Source organism: Parasutterella sp. (assembly GCF_057870745.1).
This window is the reverse complement of the sequence record NZ_DBMALT010000044.1, coordinates 1-21,568: the sequence shown is the minus strand read 5'-3', so window position 1 is coordinate 21,568 and position 21,568 is coordinate 1. Positions and strand designations below refer to the sequence as shown.

Sequence of the window (21,568 nt, the reverse complement as noted above, 5' to 3'; positions counted from 1 at the left end):
AACCTCGCGATTCAGACCTTGCCTTTGGCTATGTGCTTGGCGCCACCGCCCGCACTTCGGGACTTTCACCCTGTAGAGTTCGCTCATGCCGAGCGCACATACGAAAGGCCGATAACTTCGTTAAGAAGTCAGGCCTTTATACTTTTCCCAGAAAGTTCCACTGGAAGAACTGCAGCCTTAATAGAGGCAGAAAATTTTCTCCCTAGGAACCTCGAAAAATGAGGCTATGCTTTTTCTAAAAGCGTCTGAATTGAAGGCGGGTACTGTACAACACCCGATTCTTTATCTTTTAAAGTAATCCATTGATAAATAGGATCAATAAGCGAAGGAACTATTAGGGTCTTACCGTTTGATATGTCCAGCAGTTCTAAAGATTCCCATTTTTCAAGAGTTCTCTCTACAACTAATGGGTTGATCGCCATTATTTTCCCGATTAAAGCAGGCCCGGGAAGACTCACCGTTTCTATTTTTACCTCCTTGCTTCGGTTTTGATCTAATAGACCGAAGTTGGCCGCCCAGCTGCAAAGAAAAGCTTGAAGTCGATGCTCTGAATTAATAAGAGCTCTACAGGCAAAGACCATTCGATCTGAGATAGCACACATCTCAAAGTGTCTCGCAAGTTCGAACATCAATTCCGAGTCATCTTGAGCTGCCTCTCGGAGCCGCTGTGAACTGCATTCTATAATTTGAGAGGGACAGAGTGCGTAATAGCAGCCGGAACAAGGTCTCTGAGTAAAAAAATTCAAATTCCCGGCTGCGATATGGAGTGGCGGAGCAATTCCGATTCCCTGCGCCTCGAACCCTGCCGGATTAACCAGCGATCTAGCACTGAATCCCTTTAGGTTGATGCATAGTTTGTCAACACGAGCACCAATCTCAAACAACAGTTCCCCGGTTGTCAAATTCCTCTCGACACCCAATTCCCGGACTTTTTCAATGATTTTTGTGGATACTCTAGGGGCGATCCATGGAAATATCGGAAAGTGTTCAACCGACGGAAGGCCACGGGAAGGGAACTTTTCATAAAAATCAACAAGCAACTGATGCCAGTCAGGAGGGATTAAAGAAGAAACTACCATAACCTTCTCCGTTGAATCGGCAGCGATGTCTGCTGCCGATTCATTTTGATCGTTAGAAGAAATGCACCATGCCTAAGTGGCCTACATAACGATTTCCGCCCTTGTCTCCCTTAAGCAGACCGGTACCGTGTGCATAGGACATGACGGCATAAAGCATCGTGGCTTTGCTCAGGAAATAGTGATAGCCGACAGCCCCGACGTGACGATTGAAATGATTCGGTCCTTCACGTCCGGCATCTTTTCCTCTGACAAACTGGTATTGACCCAGAAGGTAACCGCCGAAAAGAGGATATTTATATCCGACGTAGAAAGAATTCATCTGGATGCCTTTACCGCTTTCTGCCGGAGTCAGGTCTGAACCGTAATCAACCATCGGACAGTTCCAGACATAACGCTGGTGCACTGAGTAGTTGTAGCCAAAATAAGCGGTACCAACCGGAAGTGTTACAGCTGTACCAAATTTAGCAGTAAACGGTTTTGCATCACCATGCCAGGGGCTCTTTGAACCGTAGTCCATACCCTCTGCGCCCATGACGAAGTTAACCTTTTCCGTCTTATAGCGTGCGGCAGCGTTCCAGTAATGATCGGAATCATGCCAAGGACCGTTATCATCGGCTTCGTTGGCGCCGTCGTCTCCGCTCAAAGAGTATTGAAGGCCTATCTCCCAATTAGCAATCTTAGGAGACAAATATAAGATGACATTGTCGCGCCAGCCCCACATATTAAATTGGGAAGCTTGTATGCCGGCGTCAAGGTAAGCACCTTCAAAAGGATCAACCTGCCACATCCAACCATACTCTCCGGAAGCAGAAGTAAAGGCAGAAGTTCGGCCGAAAGCCAACGTACCGAAGGTCTTACTTTCTAATCTAAGCAAACTTCCTCTGTTAAAGAGCTTCCCTTTAGATGCACCCGTGTCCGCATCAAAGCCTGATTCCAGAAGGAAGGAAACGGATAAGTCGTTGTTGATTTCTTCTCTTCCGGTCAAACCCCAGCGGGAGCCTGCGTAGGTTCCGGAATCCATGGAAACAACGGTATCGTGTCCCTTGCTTTTCTGAACTTTAACTCCTAAGTCAACCGCTCCGAAAAGCGTGACTTGCCCGGCTAATGCACAGGAAGCAAAAGTACTGAGTAAAGCTGTGCAAAGAATCGACGTAGTTTTCTTCATATCGCCTCCCCTTATTTAACCTTGAAATCAAGGTAATGGCACTGGTTGCAGTAGCTGACCGCAGGCTCATGCTGTCTGTGGCAAGCTGCACAGTCATTGTTATGAGGGGCATTGTGAGGATTCATGGGTTTGACATCCTTGGTCTTTTCAATCAGCGCGGCTTTGTTATGGCAGACGACACACTGGGTTTCAGTAGGCAAATCATTCTTCATCGGGTTATCGCCATGGCAAGCGGGACACGGTACTCCCTTAGCCGCGTGCATATCGGCACCCATTTGAGGTTTTTCAGCAGCATAAATAGAAGCAGAGAGTGCAAGGCTCAGAACTAAAGTAAATAATCGGAGTGTTTTCATGATGTTCTCTTCGGGATGATCTGTTGTAATAGCGATGAACAGAGGATTAACAACCTTTGAAGGCTGCTGCAGTCCTTGCCGCAGTACGTCCGAAAATCATGCAGTCTGCGACCGCGACTGTTCCGAGACGGACCATACCGTGGACGCCGCCTGTAACCTCACCGGCGGCATAAAGACCGGCGATAGGTTTACCGTCGACATCGACGACTTGAGCCTTATCGTTAATTTCAAGTCCGCCCATCGTATGGTGGACTCGAGGCCAAAGACGTACAGCATAGAAAGGTCCCTTGTCATTTGGCAGAGAATCAGGAAAGAACTTGCATCCCAAGTCAGGATCTTGTTTGTTTTTGAGGAATCTGTTCATACGCTCGTTCTGCTTTTCCAGAGCCTCATACGGAATATGGTAGAAGTCGGCCATCTGTTTAAGAGTGTCAAACTTCCCGATGACGCCGTTCTTAATAGAGGTTTCAAGCATTTCAGCGTTCATCGTCTTAGGAACTTGGTTTTTAACATTAGCCGCCCCTGCATAAATCAACGCAGGGTGACCTAAGGCTACGATCGCATCCGCTCTCTCTTTTCTATTACCTGTTTCTTTAAAGAAACGTTTTCCCGTCTTTATATCGACCATACAGCCGTAGCCGACCAAAGACTCTACGAACAGAGGTGCTTTGCCGAAACCTTTTTCGTCAGGGCTTGTCCATGGACCGAGCTGAATCCAGTCCATGTGGATAGTGTTGGCTCCTTTTCTCTGAGCCAAACGGATCATTTCACCTGTAGCTCCGGCATGGTTGGTCGAGCCGAAAGCCTTCGTCAGTCTCGGATCATGGCTCATGCGCATCTGCACATTCTGGCTAAAACCGCCTGAAGCAATTAACACGCCGTGAATAGAACGAATATTTTCGAAGCCGGTTCCTTTGCCCTTTTCGTTTCGGTAATGAGTTTCAACACGCACTCCGAGGACGCAGCCTTTTTCATTAGTGATGAGATCTACTACTTTGGTGTTCAGGCGAATAGGAATATTGAATTCCTTGCATTTAGCCAGCATGGGGTTTATAAATCCCGCGCCGCACTTCTCTTCCACTCCGTGACTCCGTTTTACGGAATGGCCGCCGTGATAATAGACTGATGAAAAGTGAACTCCGATCTCGTTCTTGAGCCATTTGTAGTTAGCTACGGACTCATCGGCAATTTTCCTGGCAAGCTCGGGATGGTTAATGTGACCGCCGTGGTGCATGATGTCTTTGAACATCAAATCAGGGTTGTCCTCGATACCCAGTTTTTTCTGCATATCGGTTCCGGCCGCAGAAATAGCGCCGCCGTTAATAATTGAGTTGCCCCCCGGAGTCGGCATCTTTTCAACAACCAGGATATTCTTCATACCCTGGTAATGAGCTTCCAGAGCTCCTGCTAATCCGGCAAAACCTGTACCGACAATCAAAAAATTTACCGTTTTGTCCCAATGAATTGCATTGTCTTCAGAAGCCAGCACCTTGGTGCTTAACCCTGAAGTTACCAGGCCGGCAGCAGAGGCTGCAAAAAAACGGCGGCGACTGAGATTTATCGTCATACCTTCCTCCTATCGTTAAAAAATTCTTAAATCGATAGGGAAAGTGTATGAACGGTACAGATTTTCGAGAATTGGGAAAAAAGGCTCTCTAGAACTCTATTTTCGAAAGAGAATTTTTCTATTTTTGAAAAACTATAAAAGACGAGGAACCTTCTCGACGTCTACCAAGGTTTTTTCCGTTTCTGCTAAGAGCCAGCTTCTGAACCATTGATGGGCAGGATCTTTTCCTCTTGGTTCATACCACACCATGGTGTAGGGATAAGTCGGCAGCTCTTTAGGACGTCCAAGAATTTCTATCGGCATGATCTCTGACATACGAACGGCAGTCTGAAGAGGTATAACCGTGGTTTCCTCCCCGTTTAAAAAATATGGAACGCTCGTAAAAAACGGGGAAAAGAATTTAGTGTCAAACGGACAGCTGCTCACATCCTCTGAAAAAACGCCGAGATATGTATTTTCCTCGTTACGAACCGGAACAGTTGGCTGAACAACGAGATTAGCTTGAAGTTCCTTCTCCTTCAGCCGCTCACCTCTTCTCGCCCTCGTAGCAAGCAAACTATCTACTCTTGCTACATATACAAAGCTGTCTCGAGTTAACGCTTGCTTTTTGAAACCTGCAAAAACGTCTGACAACGGGTAGAAGACAAAATCCAGAGAACCTTGCCGTAAGTGCGTGTAAAAATCATAAGAATAATTCTTGAAATGGATTTTCACGCCGGGCGCAACCTCTTTTAGCTTAGGCAAAAGAGGTGCAAATATGGCGATGATGTCAATGTCTAAGCAGCCAATAACAAATGTGCGTTCTAAGGTCTCCGGAGAAAAAGCTGCGTTTTCGTGAAGCAATTCAATATCTTTGATGATGGTTAAGACTTTAGGATACAGTTCATTGGCAAGTTGAGTTGGAAAGAGTCCTTGATTAGAGCGAAAGAAAAGTTCGCCGCCGAAAGTATCTCTCATCTTTGTCAGCAGTCTGCTTGCCTTGGAAACAGACATCGGGTAACGCCCTGCAGCCTCCGACAAACTTTGATTTTCATATATCAGCTTAAAAAGCCTCAATTGATCTGTATCGAGAAACATAACCACCCCTAGGACTCTATTGGTCTTTTAATAACTATGGATTTTCTTCAGATTTTAATGGCTTGGGAGAAGATTCCTGCTCTTTATAAGAAAGCAAACATCAAAAAGATTTATTTTTTTGTTATCCAGGTAAGTGCGCGTCTAAGTCATTGTCGGAGAGTCGTGCCTTATGAAATGGTTTGGCAAAGCCGAAACTTTCGGCTCCATCACCTATAATTGACACATTTTCCAGCTTCTTTAACTAAAGAACTCTCATGAGAGAAACATACGATCCGGCGGAAGTTGAATCCGTCCAGCAAGCCCACTGGCGTGCTAAAGATATCTACCGCGCCGTCGAACACGCACTCGACGCTAACGGTAACGAAAAACCGAAATTCTATGTTTGCCCGATGCTTCCGTACCCAAGCGGAAAACTGCATATGGGTCACGTTCGCAACTACACCTTAAATGACGTCCTCTACCGCTATTTGCGTATGCGCGGCATGAACGTCATGACCCCGATGGGCTGGGACTCCTTCGGCCTGCCGGCTGAAAACGCTGCCATCGCTAAAAAAGTGGCACCGGCCAAATGGACGTACGCCAACATCGCCGACATGAAGGCTCAGATGGAGCCGCTCGGCCTCGCCTTCGACTGGTCTCGCGAAGTCACGACCTGCAAGCCCGACTACTACCGCTGGAATCAGTGGATGTTCCTGAAAATGCTCGAAAAAGGCGTTGCCTACCGCAAGACCCAGACAGTGAACTGGGACCCGGTCGACCACACCGTTTTGGCCAACGAACAGGTGATTGAAGGACGCGGCTGGCGAAGCGGCGCCATCGTTGAAAAACGTGAGATCCCCGGCTATTACCTCGGAATTACTCAGTACGCCGAAGAACTCCTGAAAGACCTCGACCAGCTTCAGGGCTGGCCCGAACAGGTGCGCCGCATGCAGGAACACTGGATCGGCAAGTCCTACGGTGTCAACCTCGCCTTCCCGTACGAACTCGACGGCGAAAAGAAAGAACTTCGTGTTTACACAACACGTCCTGACACGATCATGGGCGTCACGTTCGCTGCCATTGCTGCCGAGCATCCGCTTGCGCTCCGTTTGGCAAAAGACAAACCCGAACTCCAGGCCTTCATCGACGAATGCCGCAAAGGCTCCGTTTCCGAAGCCGATATGGCCACGATGGAGAAGAAAGGTGTTCCGACAGGCTTCTGCGTCAAGCATCCGCTCACCGGCGCCGACGTTCCGGTTTGGATCGGCAACTATGTATTAATGACCTACGGTGAAGGCGCTGTGATGGGCGTTCCTGCTCATGACGAACGCGATTTCGCCTTCGCTCTTAAATACGGTCTGCCCATCAAACAAGTCATCGGCAAGAAAGGCGAAGTCTTCGATGACAAAGTTTGGCACGAATGGTACGGAGAAAAAGAAGGTACGTTCTGCGTCAATTCCGGCAAATATGACGGAATGGATTTCGAACAGGCGCGTGAAGCCGTTGCTAAAGACCTCGAAGCCCTCGGCTTAGGCAAACTTCAGGTTCAGTACCGTCTGCGTGACTGGAGTATTTCCCGTCAGCGTTACTGGGGCACTCCGATCCCGATGATCAACTGCCCGCACTGCGGCCCGGTTCCCGTTCCTGAAAAAGACCTCCCGGTTATCCTTCCGGAAGACTTAATTCCTGACGGCTCCGGCAACCCCTTGAATCAGGACGAAGCCTTCCTTAACTGCAAGTGCCCGAAGTGCGGCAGAGACGCTAAGCGCGAAACCGACACAATGGACACCTTCGTCGATTCCAGCTGGTATTACATGCGCTATTGCTCGCCCGACTGCGAAACTTCCATGGTCGACGAGCGCAATGACTACTGGATGGCAATGGACCAGTACATCGGCGGTATCGAACATGCCGTACTTCACCTCCTCTACGCCCGCTTCTGGACCAAAGTCATGCGCGACCTGGGCCTCGTCAAATTTGACGAACCCTTCAAACGCCTCTTCACTCAGGGCATGCTCACGGCTGAATGCTTCTACCGTGAGCTCCCTGACGGAAGAAAACGCTGGTTCTATCCGAGCGAACTCGATATCGTCTATGACGCCAAAGGCAGAATTGAAAAGATCACTGCCAAGGAAGACGGTTTGCCCGTCAAGTCCGGCGGTATCGAAAAGATGTCTAAGTCTAAGAACAACGTTGTGGAACCGTCTGCCATTATCGGCAAGTTCGGTGCTGATACAGCCCGCGCTTTCGTGATGTTTGCAGGACCTCCCGACCAGAGCGCAGCCTGGAGCAATTCCGGAGCCGAAGGTACGTTCCGCTTCATGAGAAGACTCTGGAACTTCGGATTCACACATCAGAATGTCATTAAAGAAAATGTCAAACTTGATGTCTCCAAGCTGAATCACGAAGAAAAGGCTGTTCGCCGCGATATTTACACGGCGCTCAAACAGGCCGAATTCGACTTAGACCGCATGCAGTACAACACCGTTGTCTCGGCAGCCATGAAGATGCTCAATTCCCTTGATTCTCTCAAGGACAACACATCTGAAGGCACACGCGCCGTGATCAACGAAGGCATGTCCATCCTGCTTCGCACGCTCTACCCGATCGCTCCGCACATCACGGCTCAGCTTTTCGAAGATCTGGGCTACGATCAGCGTTTCGGCACTTCCATTGTCGACGCTCCCTGGCCGAAGATCGATGCTCAGGCCATGGTCGCCGACGAAGTGAAGTACGTGATTCAGATCAACGGCAAGCTGCGCGGAGAAATCAATGTTCCGGCCGAAACCCCGAAATCTGAAATCGAGGCAGCCGCTCTGGCCAACCCCGACGCACAGCGATTCATTGACGGCAAACCTGTCCGCAAGATCATTGTTGTGCCCAAGAAATTGGTCAACATTGTGGTCTGATAAGGCTTAATGCCTCAGGTCCTCCGGGACCTGAGGTTTCATTCTTTTAGTTTTATTTGTGCATATGAATTACAAAGGACTGACTCGCCGCAGTTTCATTCTCGGGCTTTCGGCCCTCGGCCTGACAGGCTGCGGATGGCATCTGCGCGGCAAGCAAAACGTTCCTTTCAAGACAATCTACATTGCTCTTGGCGAGAACTCTGCGGTTCGGGCAACTATTCGCCGTAACCTTGAAGCCCAAACAGAAGTCAAGGTGGTCAATGACCGCAAGGAAGCCGAAGCGATTTTTGAGCTGCTCGGACAGTCCCGCGGTTCTAACGTCTTGGCTTACAACACAGACGGCCGAGCCCGTATCTACAGCCTGCGCTTAACGAATACATTCAGAGTCGTTCTGCAGAACGGCGTCGAACTTCTGCCGACCACTACTGTGAGCGCTACCCGCGAATTGATTCGCGATGAAAGTGACGAAAACGGCAGAGCAAATCAGGAAAGACTGCTTTACGAAGAAATGGAACAGTCTTGTATCCATCAAATGGTCAGCCGTATGACCCACATCTCCGAAGAAGCTGTCCAAAAAGGTATGCATGAGCTGGAGTAGTCTTCTTGCGCAAAAATTAAGGCCCGACGAAAACGGTAATCTTCCTCGGCTTTGGTTTTTATTGGGCTCGGAACCCCTGCTGGCCATTGAGGCTCAGGATGCTATCCGAGCCGCTGCTTTTAAAGCAGGTTATTCCGAACGCAAATCTTTTGTTTTTGAAGGCAACGCCGATTACTCGCCTCTTTACGAGGCACTCGGCGACCAGAGCCTTTTCGGCGAAAAAAATCTGATTGAGGTTGTTTTCCCCAGAGCAACGATCGGTAAAAACGGTCCTGCGGCTGTGGAAGCTGTTATTGAGCACGCCGACGAAGACAAGATGGTCGTTGTCTCGCTCTTTGATTACGATTGGACCGCAACGAAAAAAGACTGGTTCAATCACCTCATGAAGTCGTCGGTTTGTATCCGCACGGATCCGATTGACCGTAACGCCCTGCCGCGCTGGATTACGGAGCGTGCCAAAGAGAAAAACGGCCAAACGCTCACGCCTGAAGCCGCAAATCTCATCGCTGAAAGAACCGAAGGGAATCTTTTGGCGACGTCTCAGGAAATTCAGAAACTCGCCCTGCTCGTCAACAAGCCGGAAATTGATGTCAGCGATGTACTCGACGCCGTTTCCGACGTTTCTCGTTTTGATCAGGAATCGCTATTTCTTGCGATGCTTGAAGGCGATGCCGGACAGGTGTCCAAAATTATCGATTCCCTGCAAGGGGAAAACGTTCAAATTCCTTCTTTTCTCTGGATGCTGACGGATGTCGTTCGCAATCTGCTTTTGCTTAATCGAGGATTTGCCGTCAGAACATTCGGACTCTCAGAGGCCCATCGCAGTGCGCTCAACCGAGCATCTCGCCGTGCCAATCCTAAACTCCTTGAATTGATGCTTCATCGCCTAAGCGATGTAGATCGTATGAGTAAGGGACTCTTTGTCGAAAGCAGTGACGGAGACGCCTGGCAGGAATTAAAGGCTGTCTGTCTCATGCTCTCACTAAAAAGGAAGTAATAATCTATGGTATCTACGAACGTCAGCCAAACGGCTCACGACAAAATCGCCGTCATCGGCAAAAAGGCACGCGCTGCTTCTTTGATCATGGCTAAAGCCTCCTCCAAACAGAAAAACAATGTTCTTCTGACTTTGACGGATTTGCTCGGCAAGAATCTAGAAGATCTTTTAAAGGCAAATAACCTGGACATCGTCGAGGCAGAAAAGAATGGTCTTTCTAAAGCCTTTATTGATCGTCTGACCATTTCTGTAGACACCGTTGCCCAGATGGCTGCCGGACTTCGTCAGATCGCCTCTTTGAGAGACCCGATCGGCGAAATCACCGATGTTCGTCCGCAGCCGAGCGGCATTGAAGTCGGCAAAATGCGCGTGCCCCTCGGCGTGGTTGCCATTATTTACGAGTCCCGCCCGAACGTCACAATTGATGCAGCTGCCCTTTGTTTGAAGAGCGGCAACGCTGCCGTGCTCCGCGGAGGCTCCGATGCCAAACATTCCAACGCTTTCTTAGCAGGCCTTATTCAGCAGGCACTCTCGGAAAACAGCATTACCTCCGACGCAGTTCAGATCATCACGGACCCGGACCGCGATTTGGTAGGCGAATTGATTACCGCCCGCGAATACATCGATGTGTTGATTCCCCGCGGCGGCAAGGGCTTGATTTCCCGCTTGATGCAGGAAGCAACCGTTCCGATGATCAAGCATCTCGAAGGCATCTGCCATACCTACGTGGATGAAAGCGCCGATATCGATATGGCAGTCGCCGTCTGCGACAATGCCAAAACCCAGCGTTATTCTCCCTGCAACGCTATGGAGACGCTGCTCGTTAACCGCGAAATTGCCGGCAGCTTCCTGCCTAAGATCGGAGCTATTTACTTTAGGAAAGGCGTAGAACTTCGCTGCGATCCGGCTTCCAAAGCCATTCTGGAAAATTTCGGTCCGGTCAAAGACGCAACAGAAGCTGATTGGTCTGAAGAATACAACGCCCCTGTTCTTTCAGTAAAAATCGTTGCTTCTCTGGAAGAAGCCATTGACCATATCAATACATACGGCTCTCACCATACGGACGCTATCATTACGAACAATCTTGAGCACTCCGAGAGATTCCTTCGTGAAGTCGATTCTTCTTCCGTCATGGTCAATACTTCAACTCGCTTTGCAGACGGTTTTGAATACGGTTTGGGTGCCGAGATCGGCATCTCTACAGACAAAATCCATGCTAGAGGTCCGGTGGGATTAGAAGGCTTAACCAGTCAAAAATACGTTGTTTTCGGACACGGAGAACTGCGTAAGTAAGACCGCCCTTCTCGTAAACCATCTTACGGCCGCAGGCTGAAAAGCATACAATGCAAATCAAATAAAGAAGGAATTTTTTGTGAACCCATTGCTTAAACCTTTTTACGCAGTCGTTCCTCTCTCCTTAGAAGAGCTCTTCGCTGAGGAACTCAAAAAGCTCGGTATTGAAAAATTCCGTTTAGAGAAAGGCGGCTGCTGGTTCGGCGCAGAAATGAGCCAAATGATGCAGGTCAACCTTTGGACACGTTACGCCTCAAGAATTCTCTTGAAAGTTGCCGAAGGCCCCTACCGCACGGAAGAAGATATCTATAAATTAGCGAAATCCTTCCGCTGGGAGCAGTATTTCACGCCTGAAAATACCTTCAAGATTGAACTTTCTTCTCGTCGCTCACCGCTCAAAAGCGTCGCTTTTGCTGCGCTTCGCGTCAAAGACGCCGTCTGCGACTACTTCCGCGAAACAGACGGTCAGCGCCCCGACGTTGAAAAGCACGACCCGGACATCCGCATTTACGTCCATTTAACGGATAAGAACTGCATTATTTATTTAGACACGTCCGGCGAGTCTCTCTTTAAACGCGGCTGGCGTGAAGCCAAAGGCGAAGCCCCGCTCAAGGAAAATCTTGCGGCAGGTCTTCTCGGACTGGCCAGCTGGACGCCGGACAAGCCGCTGCAGGATCCTTTCTGCGGTTCGGGCACGATCATCATTGAAGCCGCCACGATTGCTTGCAATATGGCTCCGGGTCTGAACCGCCGCTTCGGCTTTGAGCGCTTCCGCGGATTTGATTCCACAGCTTGGCAGCGCATCAAGAAAGAAGCCCGTAGGGTGGTGAATTTTGATGTTCCGGTGAATTTGGCCGGAAGCGACATCTCGACATTAATCGTCGACCGTGCTCAGAAGAATGCCGTCTTAGCCGGTATTTCTCAGTGGGTCAACGAAGGCAAGGTTCGCTTCACCGCCTGTGACGCCCGTGAAGTACAGCCTTCCTCTGAAACGCCGGGTTTGATCGTGACCAACCCGCCGTACGGTGAGCAATCCAATCCGAAATCTGCCAGCGTTGCTTCCATGATGAAGAACGTGGCCGATAACCTGAAACGCAATTTTGCAGGCTGGACGGTTTGGATGCTCACGAGCGACCGCGAGCTGACTCGTCAGATGCGGCTCAAAGAGTCTAAAAAAATCGTTTTCTTCAACGGCCCCCTCGAGTGCCGTTTCTTCCGCTTCGCCATGACAGCGGGATCCAACCGAAAGGAAGATGTCTCTCAAAAGGAAACTTCTTCTGATTAATAAATCATCGAGGATAACCTCAACAAGGAAAATAAGATGGACACTAAAGATTTTGATGTAGTAGCCATGAGAACCGATCTTCATCAGATCCCGGAACTCGGCTTCAACGAACACAAGACCAGTGACTACGTCGCTGCCAAACTGAAGGAAATGGGTCTTGAACCGATCCGCGGCATCGGCGGAACCGGTGTCGTTGCCTACATTGACGGTACAGAACCCGGACCCACAGTCATGCTTCGCGCCGATATGGACGCTCTTCCTTTTGTCATCGACGGAAAGGATGCCTGCATCCACGCCTGCGGCCATGACTCTCACACAGCCATGGTTCTGGCCACTGCCGCCAAACTGATCGGCCACGTTAAAAAAGGCCGCGTGAAACTCTTCTTCCAGCCTGCTGAAGAAACCCTCTTCGGTGCTCTGAAGTCTTATGAAGACGGTGTTTTGGATGACGTCGACTACGCTTTCGGCGCTCACGTTCGTCCGATCCAGGACATTCCTGACGGCACGGTCTGCGCTGCTGTTCGCCATACTTCCAGCACATTCTGCATCGTCGAACTCAAGGGCAAAGTCGCCCACGGTTCTCGTCCGCACCTCGGCGCCAGCGTTGTCGAAGCAGCTGTTCTCGCAACCAATGCCGTGAACTCCATCTGGGTCAACCCGAACAAGGCTTGGTCCGCTAAGGTCACTTCCATTAACTGCGCTTCCACAGCAACCAACATTATCCCGGACAAAGGCAAGATGATTCTTGACATCCGCGCCCAGGATAATGGAACCATGACCGAACTGCTTGAAAAACTCAAGACAGCGATCACCAATGCATGTGCATGTGTCAACGTTACCTGCGAAATCACATTCCCGGGCGGCGTCATTCCGGCTGCCGTATACGACGAAGACTTAGTCGACCAAGTCCGCAAGACCATCGGTGAAGTACTCGGTGAAGACAAAGTTGCTAAAGACTGCGGTGGCGGCGGAGAAGACTTCCACTACTTCAAACAGAAGAAACCTGAACTTCACGCTGCATACATTGGCGTCGGCACCGGCGTTACACCTGGTCTGCATGATCCGCGCATGACCATGAACCCCGAATCTCTGAGAAACGGTGTCAAGGTTTTGGAAAAACTGATTCTTAACGTTGTCGGCTAATCCGAGCAACAGGTAGGATTCGGAAGGAGGCTTCAGCCTCCTTTCCTTTTAGGAGCGTTTGACGCTTCGGACCGAGAAGGAGAACCTTTCAGCCATGTGGAAAGATTCCGAAGCGACGATCGAGAGGCCTCTCGAGTCGTAATAGTTTCTAATGATTCTAAGCGACGGGCTGTTCTCAGGAACATGGAAAATATCCGAGACTTCTTTGGGCATCGTTGTCGCTGAAAACGCCTGCTTCACTTCCACGCATTCCTGCCCTGTCACTTCTTCTGCCAAAGTAATAATGAGGTCCTCGGATCGTTTTTTAATCATATCCAGCACTTCCAAGGCATTCGGATAGATATAAACGTAGGTGACGACCACCGCTTCCGGATGGCGTTCTGATGCTACGCGAATATTCTTGAATCGAATCACTTCCTCACCGGGAATAAGTCCCAGGCGGTCAGCAGTTTCTTCATTGAGAACGAGACGTTCTACGTTTTGAATATGTCGAGGATAGAGATTGCCGTAATGGTCGATTCCTCGAATATCGTTGTATTCATTTAAGAATCGGCCGGTACGTGTTCTTGCTTTTACACGTGTTCCGACGTGTGCCTTGCGTTCAAACAATCCTTGCTGAGAAAGGTACGCCAGCGCTTTGCGCATGGTATCCCTGCTCACATTAAATTGTTTAGCAAGTTCAATTTCTCCGGGGATGATCGAGCCAACTGGCCATTTACCTAAAGAAACTTGGAGCGAGATTTCTTCTGCAACCTTGTGCCAAATTTTCTTTTGCATAGATTAATTGTCGGTATCAAAAGCTACAAATAGATTGTACCGATACCGTCTTTAAGAATGCAAAATTTTTAAGGACTAAAACCATCTGAAAGGCTTAATCCTCTTGGCTGACAAGATTTTTAGAACTTATGCAGCCGCTTGAAATGCCACTTGCAGCCAGCCAGTGAGACCGGCTGCTCCTGCAACCACAAAGATTAAAAAGCAAACAAAAGTGATCTTTCCTATTCTTCTCCTCGTAAATAGGTATATCAGCCAACAAAGAATGACTAGGCTAAAAGCCGCCCACAAATAGGTGATGAAATCAACCATGACCGGATCCTCCGGTCAGCTAATATATCCACGCACTATTGCGGAATGCGCAAAATCTCTCCGAAATAAGTACTCAAAAACAAACTAAAGATTTAGCGATACGATTTGGTTTTACCGATCTAGGTAAGGAATGACTTTTCCATGACTATTTCACGGTAGGTCTTTCCGCCAATCTCAACATCGTTCTCTACCATTATCCGGAAGCCTCTGCGTTTGTAGAGTTCAATGGCAATCTCGCTCTCCGAAAACGTCGATAACCACGCTTTTTGAAAGTCGTTTTCTTGGATGTATTCCATTGCGGCTTCAAACAAAAATTTTCCGAGATTGTTTTCTCTCCAGTCAGGTCTGACAGAAAACCATCGGAGCTGCGCAGTGTCTCCTCGATCCACAACGCCGATTGTGCCGACTAGTCCCTGCTCGTCTTCAACCATCCAAATTCGATTCAGAGGTTTAGGATCAATGACGTACTCTGCAAAAGTTTCTGCAACGTAGCCTTCAAAGGCGATCGGATAGTCGAAATCTGAATGCCCGTAGATTCCGGAAAACTCAATCAGCCTGCCAAGGTCACCTGCTTTTAATTCATGCCTCAGAGTAAGTCCGGGAACGTCAAAAATTTCCATGATTTCGAAAAAGAAAAAGCCGCAGAAACTTCAATTGTAACTGCGGCAGGAGGATCAAAGCGGTATTTGTTACACCGCTTTCTTCCTTATTTCATCACGGTCGGAGCCTGATATTCATATTCCTTCTTCAGGATTTCCATCTTGTAGAGCTTCTTCAAGCCTTCATAGAAGGAAGCTTCATCGGCTCTGGACTGAGCTGTAAGGGCTTCTCCACGAATTTCATCGACTTGGCTGTCATCAGCTGCAGGCATCTTGCTGGATTCAACATAGCTGATCACATAAGCACCGTCAGGAACCGTCGTACCCGTGAAAGCAGGAAGACTCTTAGCAGGAACTGCCATTTCAGCCTGGATCAAGGGCATTGACTGAGACTGAGGATTAATGCGGGAAACAGTCAGCTCGTGACCGAAACCTTCCAAATCCTTCTTAGCCTTAAGCTCAGCTAGCTTAGCTTCACCGGCTTTCTTAGCCAAGGCAGAAGCCTGTTCCAGTTCAAGCTGGTCCTTGATATCGCCCTTTACTTCGTCAAAGGACTTAATGTGAGCCGGAGTGTGTTTAACGATACGGGCAGAAACCAGTGTGTTGGCAGCAACTTCAACGGCCTGTGTATTTCTCTTTTCCTGGAGGCAGTCCGGAGAGAACAGGTCTTCAATGACGCGCTTCGTGATGTACTGAGCATCCGGAGATGTCTTCGGCAGACCGGACTGAGTCAGACCGTCAAGCGTATGAAGTGTCAGACCGTATTTTTCAACTGCAGGATCTAAGCTGTCGCTCTGTTCGTAGACCATGTTGGTAAAGCCGTCAGCATTTTCAGCAAACATGGACTGACGGTGCTGATCCTGCCAGAATTTGAGAATTTCACTGCGGACTTCTTCAAACGAACGAACGTGAGCTGGATTGATGTCGGTCACATGGATGATGTGATAACCGAATTCGGTTTTAACCGGTCCGACGATTTCGTCTTTCTTAGCCTCGAAAACGGCTTTGTCGAATTCAGGAACCATCTGGCCCTGAGTGAAGAAATCGAGATCGCCGCCGCTTTCCGCTGTTCCGGGGTCGGCAGAGTTTTCTTTGGCTAACTGAGCAAACTTGGAAGGATCGGCTTTGACTTCGACAAGAATCTTTTCTGCTTTAGCTTTGGCATCCTGGTCAGCCTTGACTTTATCTGCTTCGTTGGCATCCGGAGCGATCAAGATGTGAGCTGCGCGTCTGGATTCTTCAACCTCATATTTCTTACGGTTCTGTTCGTAGAAATCTTTCAGTTCCTGCTCAGAAGGTTCAGCAGTCATCTTGACGGTTTCAGGAGACATCACAACAAACTGAATGTTCAAGGATTCAGGAGCGCGATAGTCGTCCTTGTGTTCGTCGTAGTATTTCTTGATCTGTTCTTCAGAAACCTTGACGTCTTTCATATAGGAGGACGGATCAAAGCTCATCGTACGAACGACGCGGGTTTCGCGAAGAATGTCGTTTAACAGGGCAACCGTCTTCTTAGGAACAAAGGTTGTCTGAGCAACAGAATTCACCAGCATGTCCTGAACGAGGTCTCTTCTCAGTTCATAAACAAACTGCTGGTCGCTCTTGCCGCGGGCGGCAAGATAGTTTTCATACAGCTCAGGAGAGAACTGGCCGTCTTTCTTGAAAGCATCTGCGTTCTTAATCACATTGATGGCATCAGCTTCGCTCACATTCATATAGTGGTGAGTCATCTGTGCCTGGAGAGCGCGTCTCGTTGCAATGTTCTGCAGGATTGCTGCATTAGCTTCCTGTGTTTCGAAGATGCTCGGATCAACGGCACCTCCTTCCTGCTGGCGCATGCGTTCAATATATTCGCGTTTCTGGTAATCGAATTCTTCAGGCTGAATACCTTTACCGTCAACTTTGGCGATTGCATTTGCATCCGGATTCAAACGGCTGTAGCCATTGATACCGATAAAGACGAATGCAGGAATAATCAGAATCATGGCGATAAGCATCAGCCAACGTTTCTGGTTTCTAAAAGATTGGAACATTATGATCCTCAAGCTCTTAGCGAGCGATTCTTATTGGAATACAAAACAAAGGTCTAATTTTACCTTCCGCGGCAAATTTTGAGTGAAAGTTCACGTCAAAAACCTTGAATCTTGGTTAACTTTTGGAAATTTGCAGCACGTACGCATAAAGTTTCCTGACTCCGTCATGCTCCAAGTTAAGAAAAACTGATTTGAGTTGGACCTCAAAAATATTTTTTCCCGCAAAATCAGTCTACTGATAATTTTCGATGTAACAGAACGCAAAAAATTCCGATTTCGAGTTGCACGAATTTTTAATCTATGTAGAATTCGTTTCACTTTGATGACGCGCGAGCGTTTGAAAAGAAGGAGTGGTAGTTCAGTTGGTTAGAATACCGGCCTGTCACGCCGGGGGTCGCGGGTTCGAGTCCCGTCCACTCCGCCAAAATTCTTAAAGCCTCGGTTTGAGTTCCGAGGCTTTTTATTTTCAGCGGCCCTTCGGCCACTCCAAAATACTATTCCTGATTACCTTGAGCGAAAGGGCTGTTCAGATAGTTATCCAAGTCTTTATCGCCTCTTCCGGAAATATTGATCACAACGACGTCGTCTTTTCCAAACTTTCTCTTTTCCAAGACGGCAAGCGCGTGGGAAGATTCAAGAGCGGGAATGATGCCCTCTTCGCGCGTCAGCATGAATGCGGCCTTTAATGCCTCATCATCTGTCATTGCTTCAACTTCCATTCTTCCAGTCTTTGCCAAATGAGCATGCAGCGGTCCGATGCCGGGATAATCCAAGCCCGCAGACAAAGAATAAGCTTCTTTGACTTTTCCTTGTTCGTCTTTCATCAGAAGAGTCTGAGAACCATGAAGAACGCCTTTTTCACCGATAGTCAGCGTCGCTGCAGTTTCTCCGCTGTCAACGCCCTTTCCTGCTGCTTCCGCAGCAATCAGACGAACAGCCGGTTCGTTAATGAAGTGGTAGAAAGCGCCGGCCGCATTGCTTCCACCGCCCAAACAGGCAACGACGTAATCAGGATTTTCTTTGCCGGTTCTCTCTTTGAGCTGCTTCTTAATTTCTTCGCTGATCACAGATTGAAAACGGGCCACCATTTCCGGATATGGCTGAGGACCGACTGCAGATCCGATCAAATAGAAGTTTTCGGGGTCTTTCATCCAGGCTTCGAGGGCTTCGTTGACGGCGTCGTTAAGTGTTTTTGATCCGCTAGTCGCCGGAATCACCTTTGCGCCCAGCATCTTCATTCTTTCAACGTTCGGTCTTTGACGCTGAATATCCAGTTCGCCCATATAAACGGAGCATTCCAAGCCCATCAAGGCGCAGACTGTGGCTGTTGCCACGCCGTGCTGGCCGGCGCCGGTCTCGGCAATGATTCGCTTTTTGCCCATGCGCTTGGCTAAAAGTGCCTGCCCGATGGCGTTGTTGATTTTGTGTGCACCGGTGTGATTCAGATCTTCTCTCTTGAGATAAACATTGGTGCCGTACTTTTCAGAAAGACGCGGAGCAAAATAAAGAGGAGACGGACGACCGACGTAATCTCTTAGGAGATCATTGAATTCTTTTTGGAACTCGGGATCATCGACATAGCGAAGGTAGGCTTCCTGCAGCTCATCAATGTTTTTTTGAAGCTCGGGAGGAACAAAACTGCCGCCGAATTCACCGTAAAAGCCCCTTTCATCAACCGGAAGAATAGATTTATAGAGATTCATTTGAGGTACCTACTTAATTGAAAAACGGGAAAATAAAAAAACCACCGAGTTGTTCACTCGATGGTTAGATCGGTTCTTTAGCTTCTAGGCCGAAGATTTTTAAGCATTACTCCAGCACCATCGAGTGAAATCGATGGGCCACCACCAACTGTGAGAAACAACACTGAAGTACATGGCTAGAAAATAAATTGAGTTATATCCGTAAGAAAAATATTATCAAGAAAAAAACAGAATTTCGGTCCTTTAGAAAAAGTTTTTTCTTTTTACGGCCTGAGGATTTTCCCGAACTCAAGAACGACAAGACTTCTGAAGCAATGGCAAAGAAAACTCTTCCTTATACCTGACAGGTAAAGAAAAGTCCCGGAGCGAAATCACGGGACTTTGTTTTGGTTAAAACCTTTTAATCGGCTTCAGCATTTAGCACTCAAAACTTGCTTTTGATTAGTACAAGCCGATGAACTTCCACCAGGCCATACCGATGGTGAGCCAAATCACCACATTGATCGTTGTGATGATAAAGCCGTTTCTCCACCATTCACCTTGAGAAACATAGCCGGCACCGAAATAAACAGGACCGCAGCCGTTACCGTAGTGAGTCAGCGAAATCGGCAGGTTAGCGAAGCAGCCGAATGTGATGGCAACCAGCATAGCCGGAACACCGCAGGCGGCGGCAACTGCCACGAATGCTGCGTACATCGCAGAAATACGGGCTGTAACCGAAGCGAAGCAATAGTGAGAATAGATATAAATGAGGGAGATAAGGACGAAGGATGCAATCCAGCCCATATTAGCGGCAGCAACTGCGGTACCGATAAGTTTGGCGATCCAAGCAATAAAGCCGGACTTAGCCAGCGCGGTGGCCAAGGCAACCAAGCCGCCCATCCAGAACATTGCGTCCCAAGCGCCTTTTTCGGAAAGGATGTCTTTCCAGTCTAAAACTTTAGCAATCAGCATGATGGCGACGGCAAGCATAGCAACCGGTGTTGCACCAAGTTTTGTCCAAGAACCTGTTGCCCACAGAGCCAAGCACATGACAAACACGAATGCGAGGACTTTTTCCTGAAGGCTCATCGGACCCATCTTTTCGAGTTCGTTGACAGCCAGATCGCGGGCGTCGGGAATGTCTCTGATTTCAGGAGGAGAAAGTTTGAGCATTAGAACCGGAACTAGGAACAAGCTAATCAAACCCGGAACGATAGCGGCAACTGCCCAGTTCATCCATGTGATTTCAACGCCGACGGCAGTAGCAGCCAAACCGACGCACAGCGGATTGCCGGCCATAGATGTCAGGAACATCGTGCAGGTCACAGCGTCAGTGTGATAACCGACCTGCATCAGGTACTTACCGATTTTGCCGGCAGTGGGTCCGGGCTGAGAACCGAAGGCATTTGCCAAGGACTGAACGATCGGATAGAAAACGCCGCCTCCTCGAGCGGTTGCTGAAGGCATCGCCGGAGAAACGATCAATTCGGATAACGCGATGGAATAACCAAGGGTCAGTGAAGAACGACCGATGTACTTAATAATAAGGAAAGCAATACGGCGGCCGAAACCGGTTTTGATAAATGCGCGGGAAAGGAAGAATGCGCAGACGATCAGCCAGATTGTGCCGTTGCCGAAACCCATCAGAGCCTGACCGGTCTTTAAAACGCCGGTGATGGCGCAGAATGTGAGTGCAATGAAGGCAACCGCACCCATTGAAATCGGCTGAAGAATGAAGCCGGCAATGGTTGCCGCAAAAACGGCAAACAAGTGCCAGGCATTAGGCGTCAAACCTTGCGGTGTTGGGCAAGCCCAAATCACAAAGCCTATCGCCAGAACTATGATCCAGTTCCTTAGACTTTTACTCATAAGAATCCCCTGAGGTTGTTGATGTAACTTCTTTTCGAAGTTTCCTTTTATTGCGTTTCTAACTCGAATTAACAATTAGAAACACTCTTGATTCTAGGCTTTATCACGTTGGATTTCTCCCCTAGGAACTTTTCTCTAAGTGAAACCTCCAACGCTGAGGAAGGTTATTTGCTTACCGGTGAGCCTCTTTTACAACAGCTTTCTTTGTGCGTTTTTTCGTCTTTGTTTTCTTATTTCCAAGAACTAAATCGATTGGTAGGTACACCTGGCAATAAACTTTTACAAGTGAAATTGATTCTGAGTTGCACCTTTTCGAAATTTAGGTAAAATCTCGATTTCTCCGACAGCGCGAGCGAACGGAGGGACAAATGGAGTGGTAGTTCAGTTGGTTAGAATACCGGCCTGTCACGCCGGGGGTCGCGGGTTCGAGTCCCGTCCACTCCGCCAAAATTCCAAGCCTCAGGTTTTCGGATCTGAGGCTTTTCCTTTTTTTCTCTCCCGATAATTTTCTGAATAACTGAGGTTTTGCGCTGAGATTTTGCGTTTTTCAGTGATCTAGCCGGAGTTCGACTCCGGCATCCTCGTTAAATTTCAATATCCGTACCTAATAACGTTTCGGCTTCTCGTTCTTCCTGAACATCTTCCGGAGTCTCGGGCCCGGCTCCCGGAACACCAACACCTAACGCTTCAAAGTATTTAATCTTTTTACCGGCAACTTCGTCGAAGTAGTAGCCGTGGTTAAAGCGAGTTTGCATGACGTTATTTAGAACCTGAAGGATCTTTGCGTCGCTCTCGTAGACCAGATTCAGTTTTCCAGCTTTCTTGTTTTCCTTCATATAGCAGCGGATTCT

General features: G+C 48.5%; 17 protein-coding genes, 2 tRNA genes and 1 pseudogene. 8 read left to right on the top strand and 12 right to left on the bottom strand.

Annotation, left to right across the window (positions count from 1 at the left end; genetic code table 11):
• Positions 1–224: 224 nt before the first annotated feature.
• The 5 genes from ACZND6_RS10730 to ACZND6_RS10710 all read right to left on the bottom strand — a co-directional run bounded on the left by ACZND6_RS10730 (position 225) and on the right by ACZND6_RS10710 (position 5,241).
• Positions 225–1,079 carry a Crp/Fnr family transcriptional regulator gene (locus tag ACZND6_RS10730; RefSeq protein WP_489524657.1) on the bottom strand — a complete coding sequence of 285 codons (855 nt, stop codon included), beginning with the start codon at positions 1,077–1,079 and terminating at the stop codon, positions 225–227.
• Positions 1,080–1,131: 52 nt separating this feature from the next.
• Positions 1,132–2,244 carry a porin gene (locus ACZND6_RS10725; RefSeq protein WP_489524656.1) on the bottom strand — a complete coding sequence of 371 codons (1,113 nt, stop codon included), beginning with the start codon at positions 2,242–2,244 and terminating at the stop codon, positions 1,132–1,134.
• Positions 2,245–2,255: 11 nt separating this feature from the next.
• The gene (locus ACZND6_RS10720; RefSeq protein WP_489524655.1) at positions 2,256–2,597 is read right to left on the bottom strand and encodes a cytochrome c3 family protein; all 342 of its coding nucleotides are present in this window, start codon (positions 2,595–2,597) and stop codon (positions 2,256–2,258) included.
• Positions 2,598–2,643: 46 nt separating this feature from the next.
• Positions 2,644–4,164 (bottom strand): flavocytochrome c, encoded by a 1,521-nt coding sequence (locus tag ACZND6_RS10715; protein ID WP_489524654.1) that lies wholly within the window; start codon positions 4,162–4,164, stop codon positions 2,644–2,646.
• A gap of 132 nt (positions 4,165–4,296) precedes the next feature.
• The gene (locus ACZND6_RS10710; RefSeq protein WP_489524653.1) at positions 4,297–5,241 is read right to left on the bottom strand and encodes a LysR family transcriptional regulator; all 945 of its coding nucleotides are present in this window, start codon (positions 5,239–5,241) and stop codon (positions 4,297–4,299) included.
• A 254-nt stretch (positions 5,242–5,495) separates the two neighbouring features.
• Between ACZND6_RS10710 and leuS the strand changes: the two genes are divergently transcribed.
• From leuS to ACZND6_RS10680, 6 genes are all read left to right on the top strand, one after another.
• Positions 5,496–8,129 carry a leucine--tRNA ligase gene (gene leuS / locus ACZND6_RS10705; protein ID WP_300876075.1) on the top strand — a complete coding sequence of 878 codons (2,634 nt, stop codon included), beginning with the start codon at positions 5,496–5,498 and terminating at the stop codon, positions 8,127–8,129.
• 64 nt (positions 8,130–8,193) lie between these two features.
• Positions 8,194–8,727: an LPS-assembly lipoprotein LptE gene (locus ACZND6_RS10700; RefSeq protein ID WP_300876073.1), complete on the top strand. Its 534-nt coding sequence runs from the start codon at positions 8,194–8,196 to the stop codon at positions 8,725–8,727.
• Positions 8,714–9,724, top strand: a complete 1,011-nt coding sequence (gene holA, locus ACZND6_RS10695) for a DNA polymerase III subunit delta (RefSeq protein WP_118631681.1) — start codon at positions 8,714–8,716, stop codon at positions 9,722–9,724. Before ACZND6_RS10700 ends, holA begins: the two co-directional genes overlap by 14 nt.
• A 6-nt stretch (positions 9,725–9,730) precedes the next feature.
• Positions 9,731–11,017 (top strand): glutamate-5-semialdehyde dehydrogenase, encoded by a 1,287-nt coding sequence (locus ACZND6_RS10690; RefSeq protein ID WP_418572002.1) that lies wholly within the window; start codon positions 9,731–9,733, stop codon positions 11,015–11,017.
• A gap of 79 nt (positions 11,018–11,096) precedes the next feature.
• Positions 11,097–12,302 (top strand): THUMP domain-containing class I SAM-dependent RNA methyltransferase, encoded by a 1,206-nt coding sequence (locus ACZND6_RS10685; RefSeq protein WP_489524652.1) that lies wholly within the window; start codon positions 11,097–11,099, stop codon positions 12,300–12,302.
• A gap of 36 nt (positions 12,303–12,338) precedes the next feature.
• Positions 12,339–13,445: a M20 peptidase aminoacylase family protein gene (locus ACZND6_RS10680; protein WP_489524651.1), complete on the top strand. Its 1,107-nt coding sequence runs from the start codon at positions 12,339–12,341 to the stop codon at positions 13,443–13,445.
• 48 nt (positions 13,446–13,493) lie between these two features.
• Here the strand turns inward: ACZND6_RS10680 and ACZND6_RS10675 are convergent, their stop codons facing one another.
• From ACZND6_RS10675 to ACZND6_RS10660, 4 genes are all read right to left on the bottom strand, one after another.
• Complete coding sequence (locus ACZND6_RS10675) at positions 13,494–14,222, bottom strand: GntR family transcriptional regulator (RefSeq protein ID WP_489524650.1); 729 nt, start codon at positions 14,220–14,222, stop codon at positions 13,494–13,496.
• Positions 14,223–14,348: 126 nt separating this feature from the next.
• Positions 14,349–14,531, bottom strand: a complete 183-nt coding sequence (locus tag ACZND6_RS10670) for a hypothetical protein (RefSeq protein ID WP_489524649.1) — start codon at positions 14,529–14,531, stop codon at positions 14,349–14,351.
• A 119-nt stretch (positions 14,532–14,650) separates the two neighbouring features.
• On the bottom strand, positions 14,651–15,151 hold the full coding sequence (locus ACZND6_RS10665) for a GNAT family N-acetyltransferase (protein WP_489524648.1): 501 nt from the start codon (positions 15,149–15,151) through the stop codon (positions 14,651–14,653).
• A gap of 86 nt (positions 15,152–15,237) precedes the next feature.
• Positions 15,238–17,163 carry a SurA N-terminal domain-containing protein gene (locus ACZND6_RS10660; RefSeq protein ID WP_489524647.1) on the bottom strand — a complete coding sequence of 642 codons (1,926 nt, stop codon included), beginning with the start codon at positions 17,161–17,163 and terminating at the stop codon, positions 15,238–15,240.
• 347 nt (positions 17,164–17,510) lie between these two features.
• Between ACZND6_RS10660 and ACZND6_RS10655 the strand changes: the two genes are divergently transcribed.
• A tRNA-Asp gene (locus tag ACZND6_RS10655) sits at positions 17,511–17,587 on the top strand.
• Positions 17,588–17,657: 70 nt separating this feature from the next.
• Here ACZND6_RS10655 and trpB read toward each other — a convergent pair.
• Positions 17,658–18,866 (bottom strand): tryptophan synthase subunit beta, encoded by a 1,209-nt coding sequence (gene trpB, locus ACZND6_RS10650; RefSeq protein ID WP_489524646.1) that lies wholly within the window; start codon positions 18,864–18,866, stop codon positions 17,658–17,660.
• 441 nt (positions 18,867–19,307) lie between these two features.
• Positions 19,308–20,717, bottom strand: a complete 1,410-nt coding sequence (locus ACZND6_RS10645; RefSeq protein WP_489524645.1) for a DASS family sodium-coupled anion symporter — start codon at positions 20,715–20,717, stop codon at positions 19,308–19,310.
• Between the two features lie 370 nt (positions 20,718–21,087).
• Between ACZND6_RS10645 and ACZND6_RS10640 the strand changes: the two genes are divergently transcribed.
• A tRNA-Asp gene (locus tag ACZND6_RS10640) sits at positions 21,088–21,164 on the top strand.
• Between the two features lie 137 nt (positions 21,165–21,301).
• Here ACZND6_RS10640 and ACZND6_RS10635 read toward each other — a convergent pair.
• Positions 21,302–21,568 (bottom strand): annotated as a pseudogene (locus ACZND6_RS10635) (IS1634 family transposase); the annotation flags it as partial.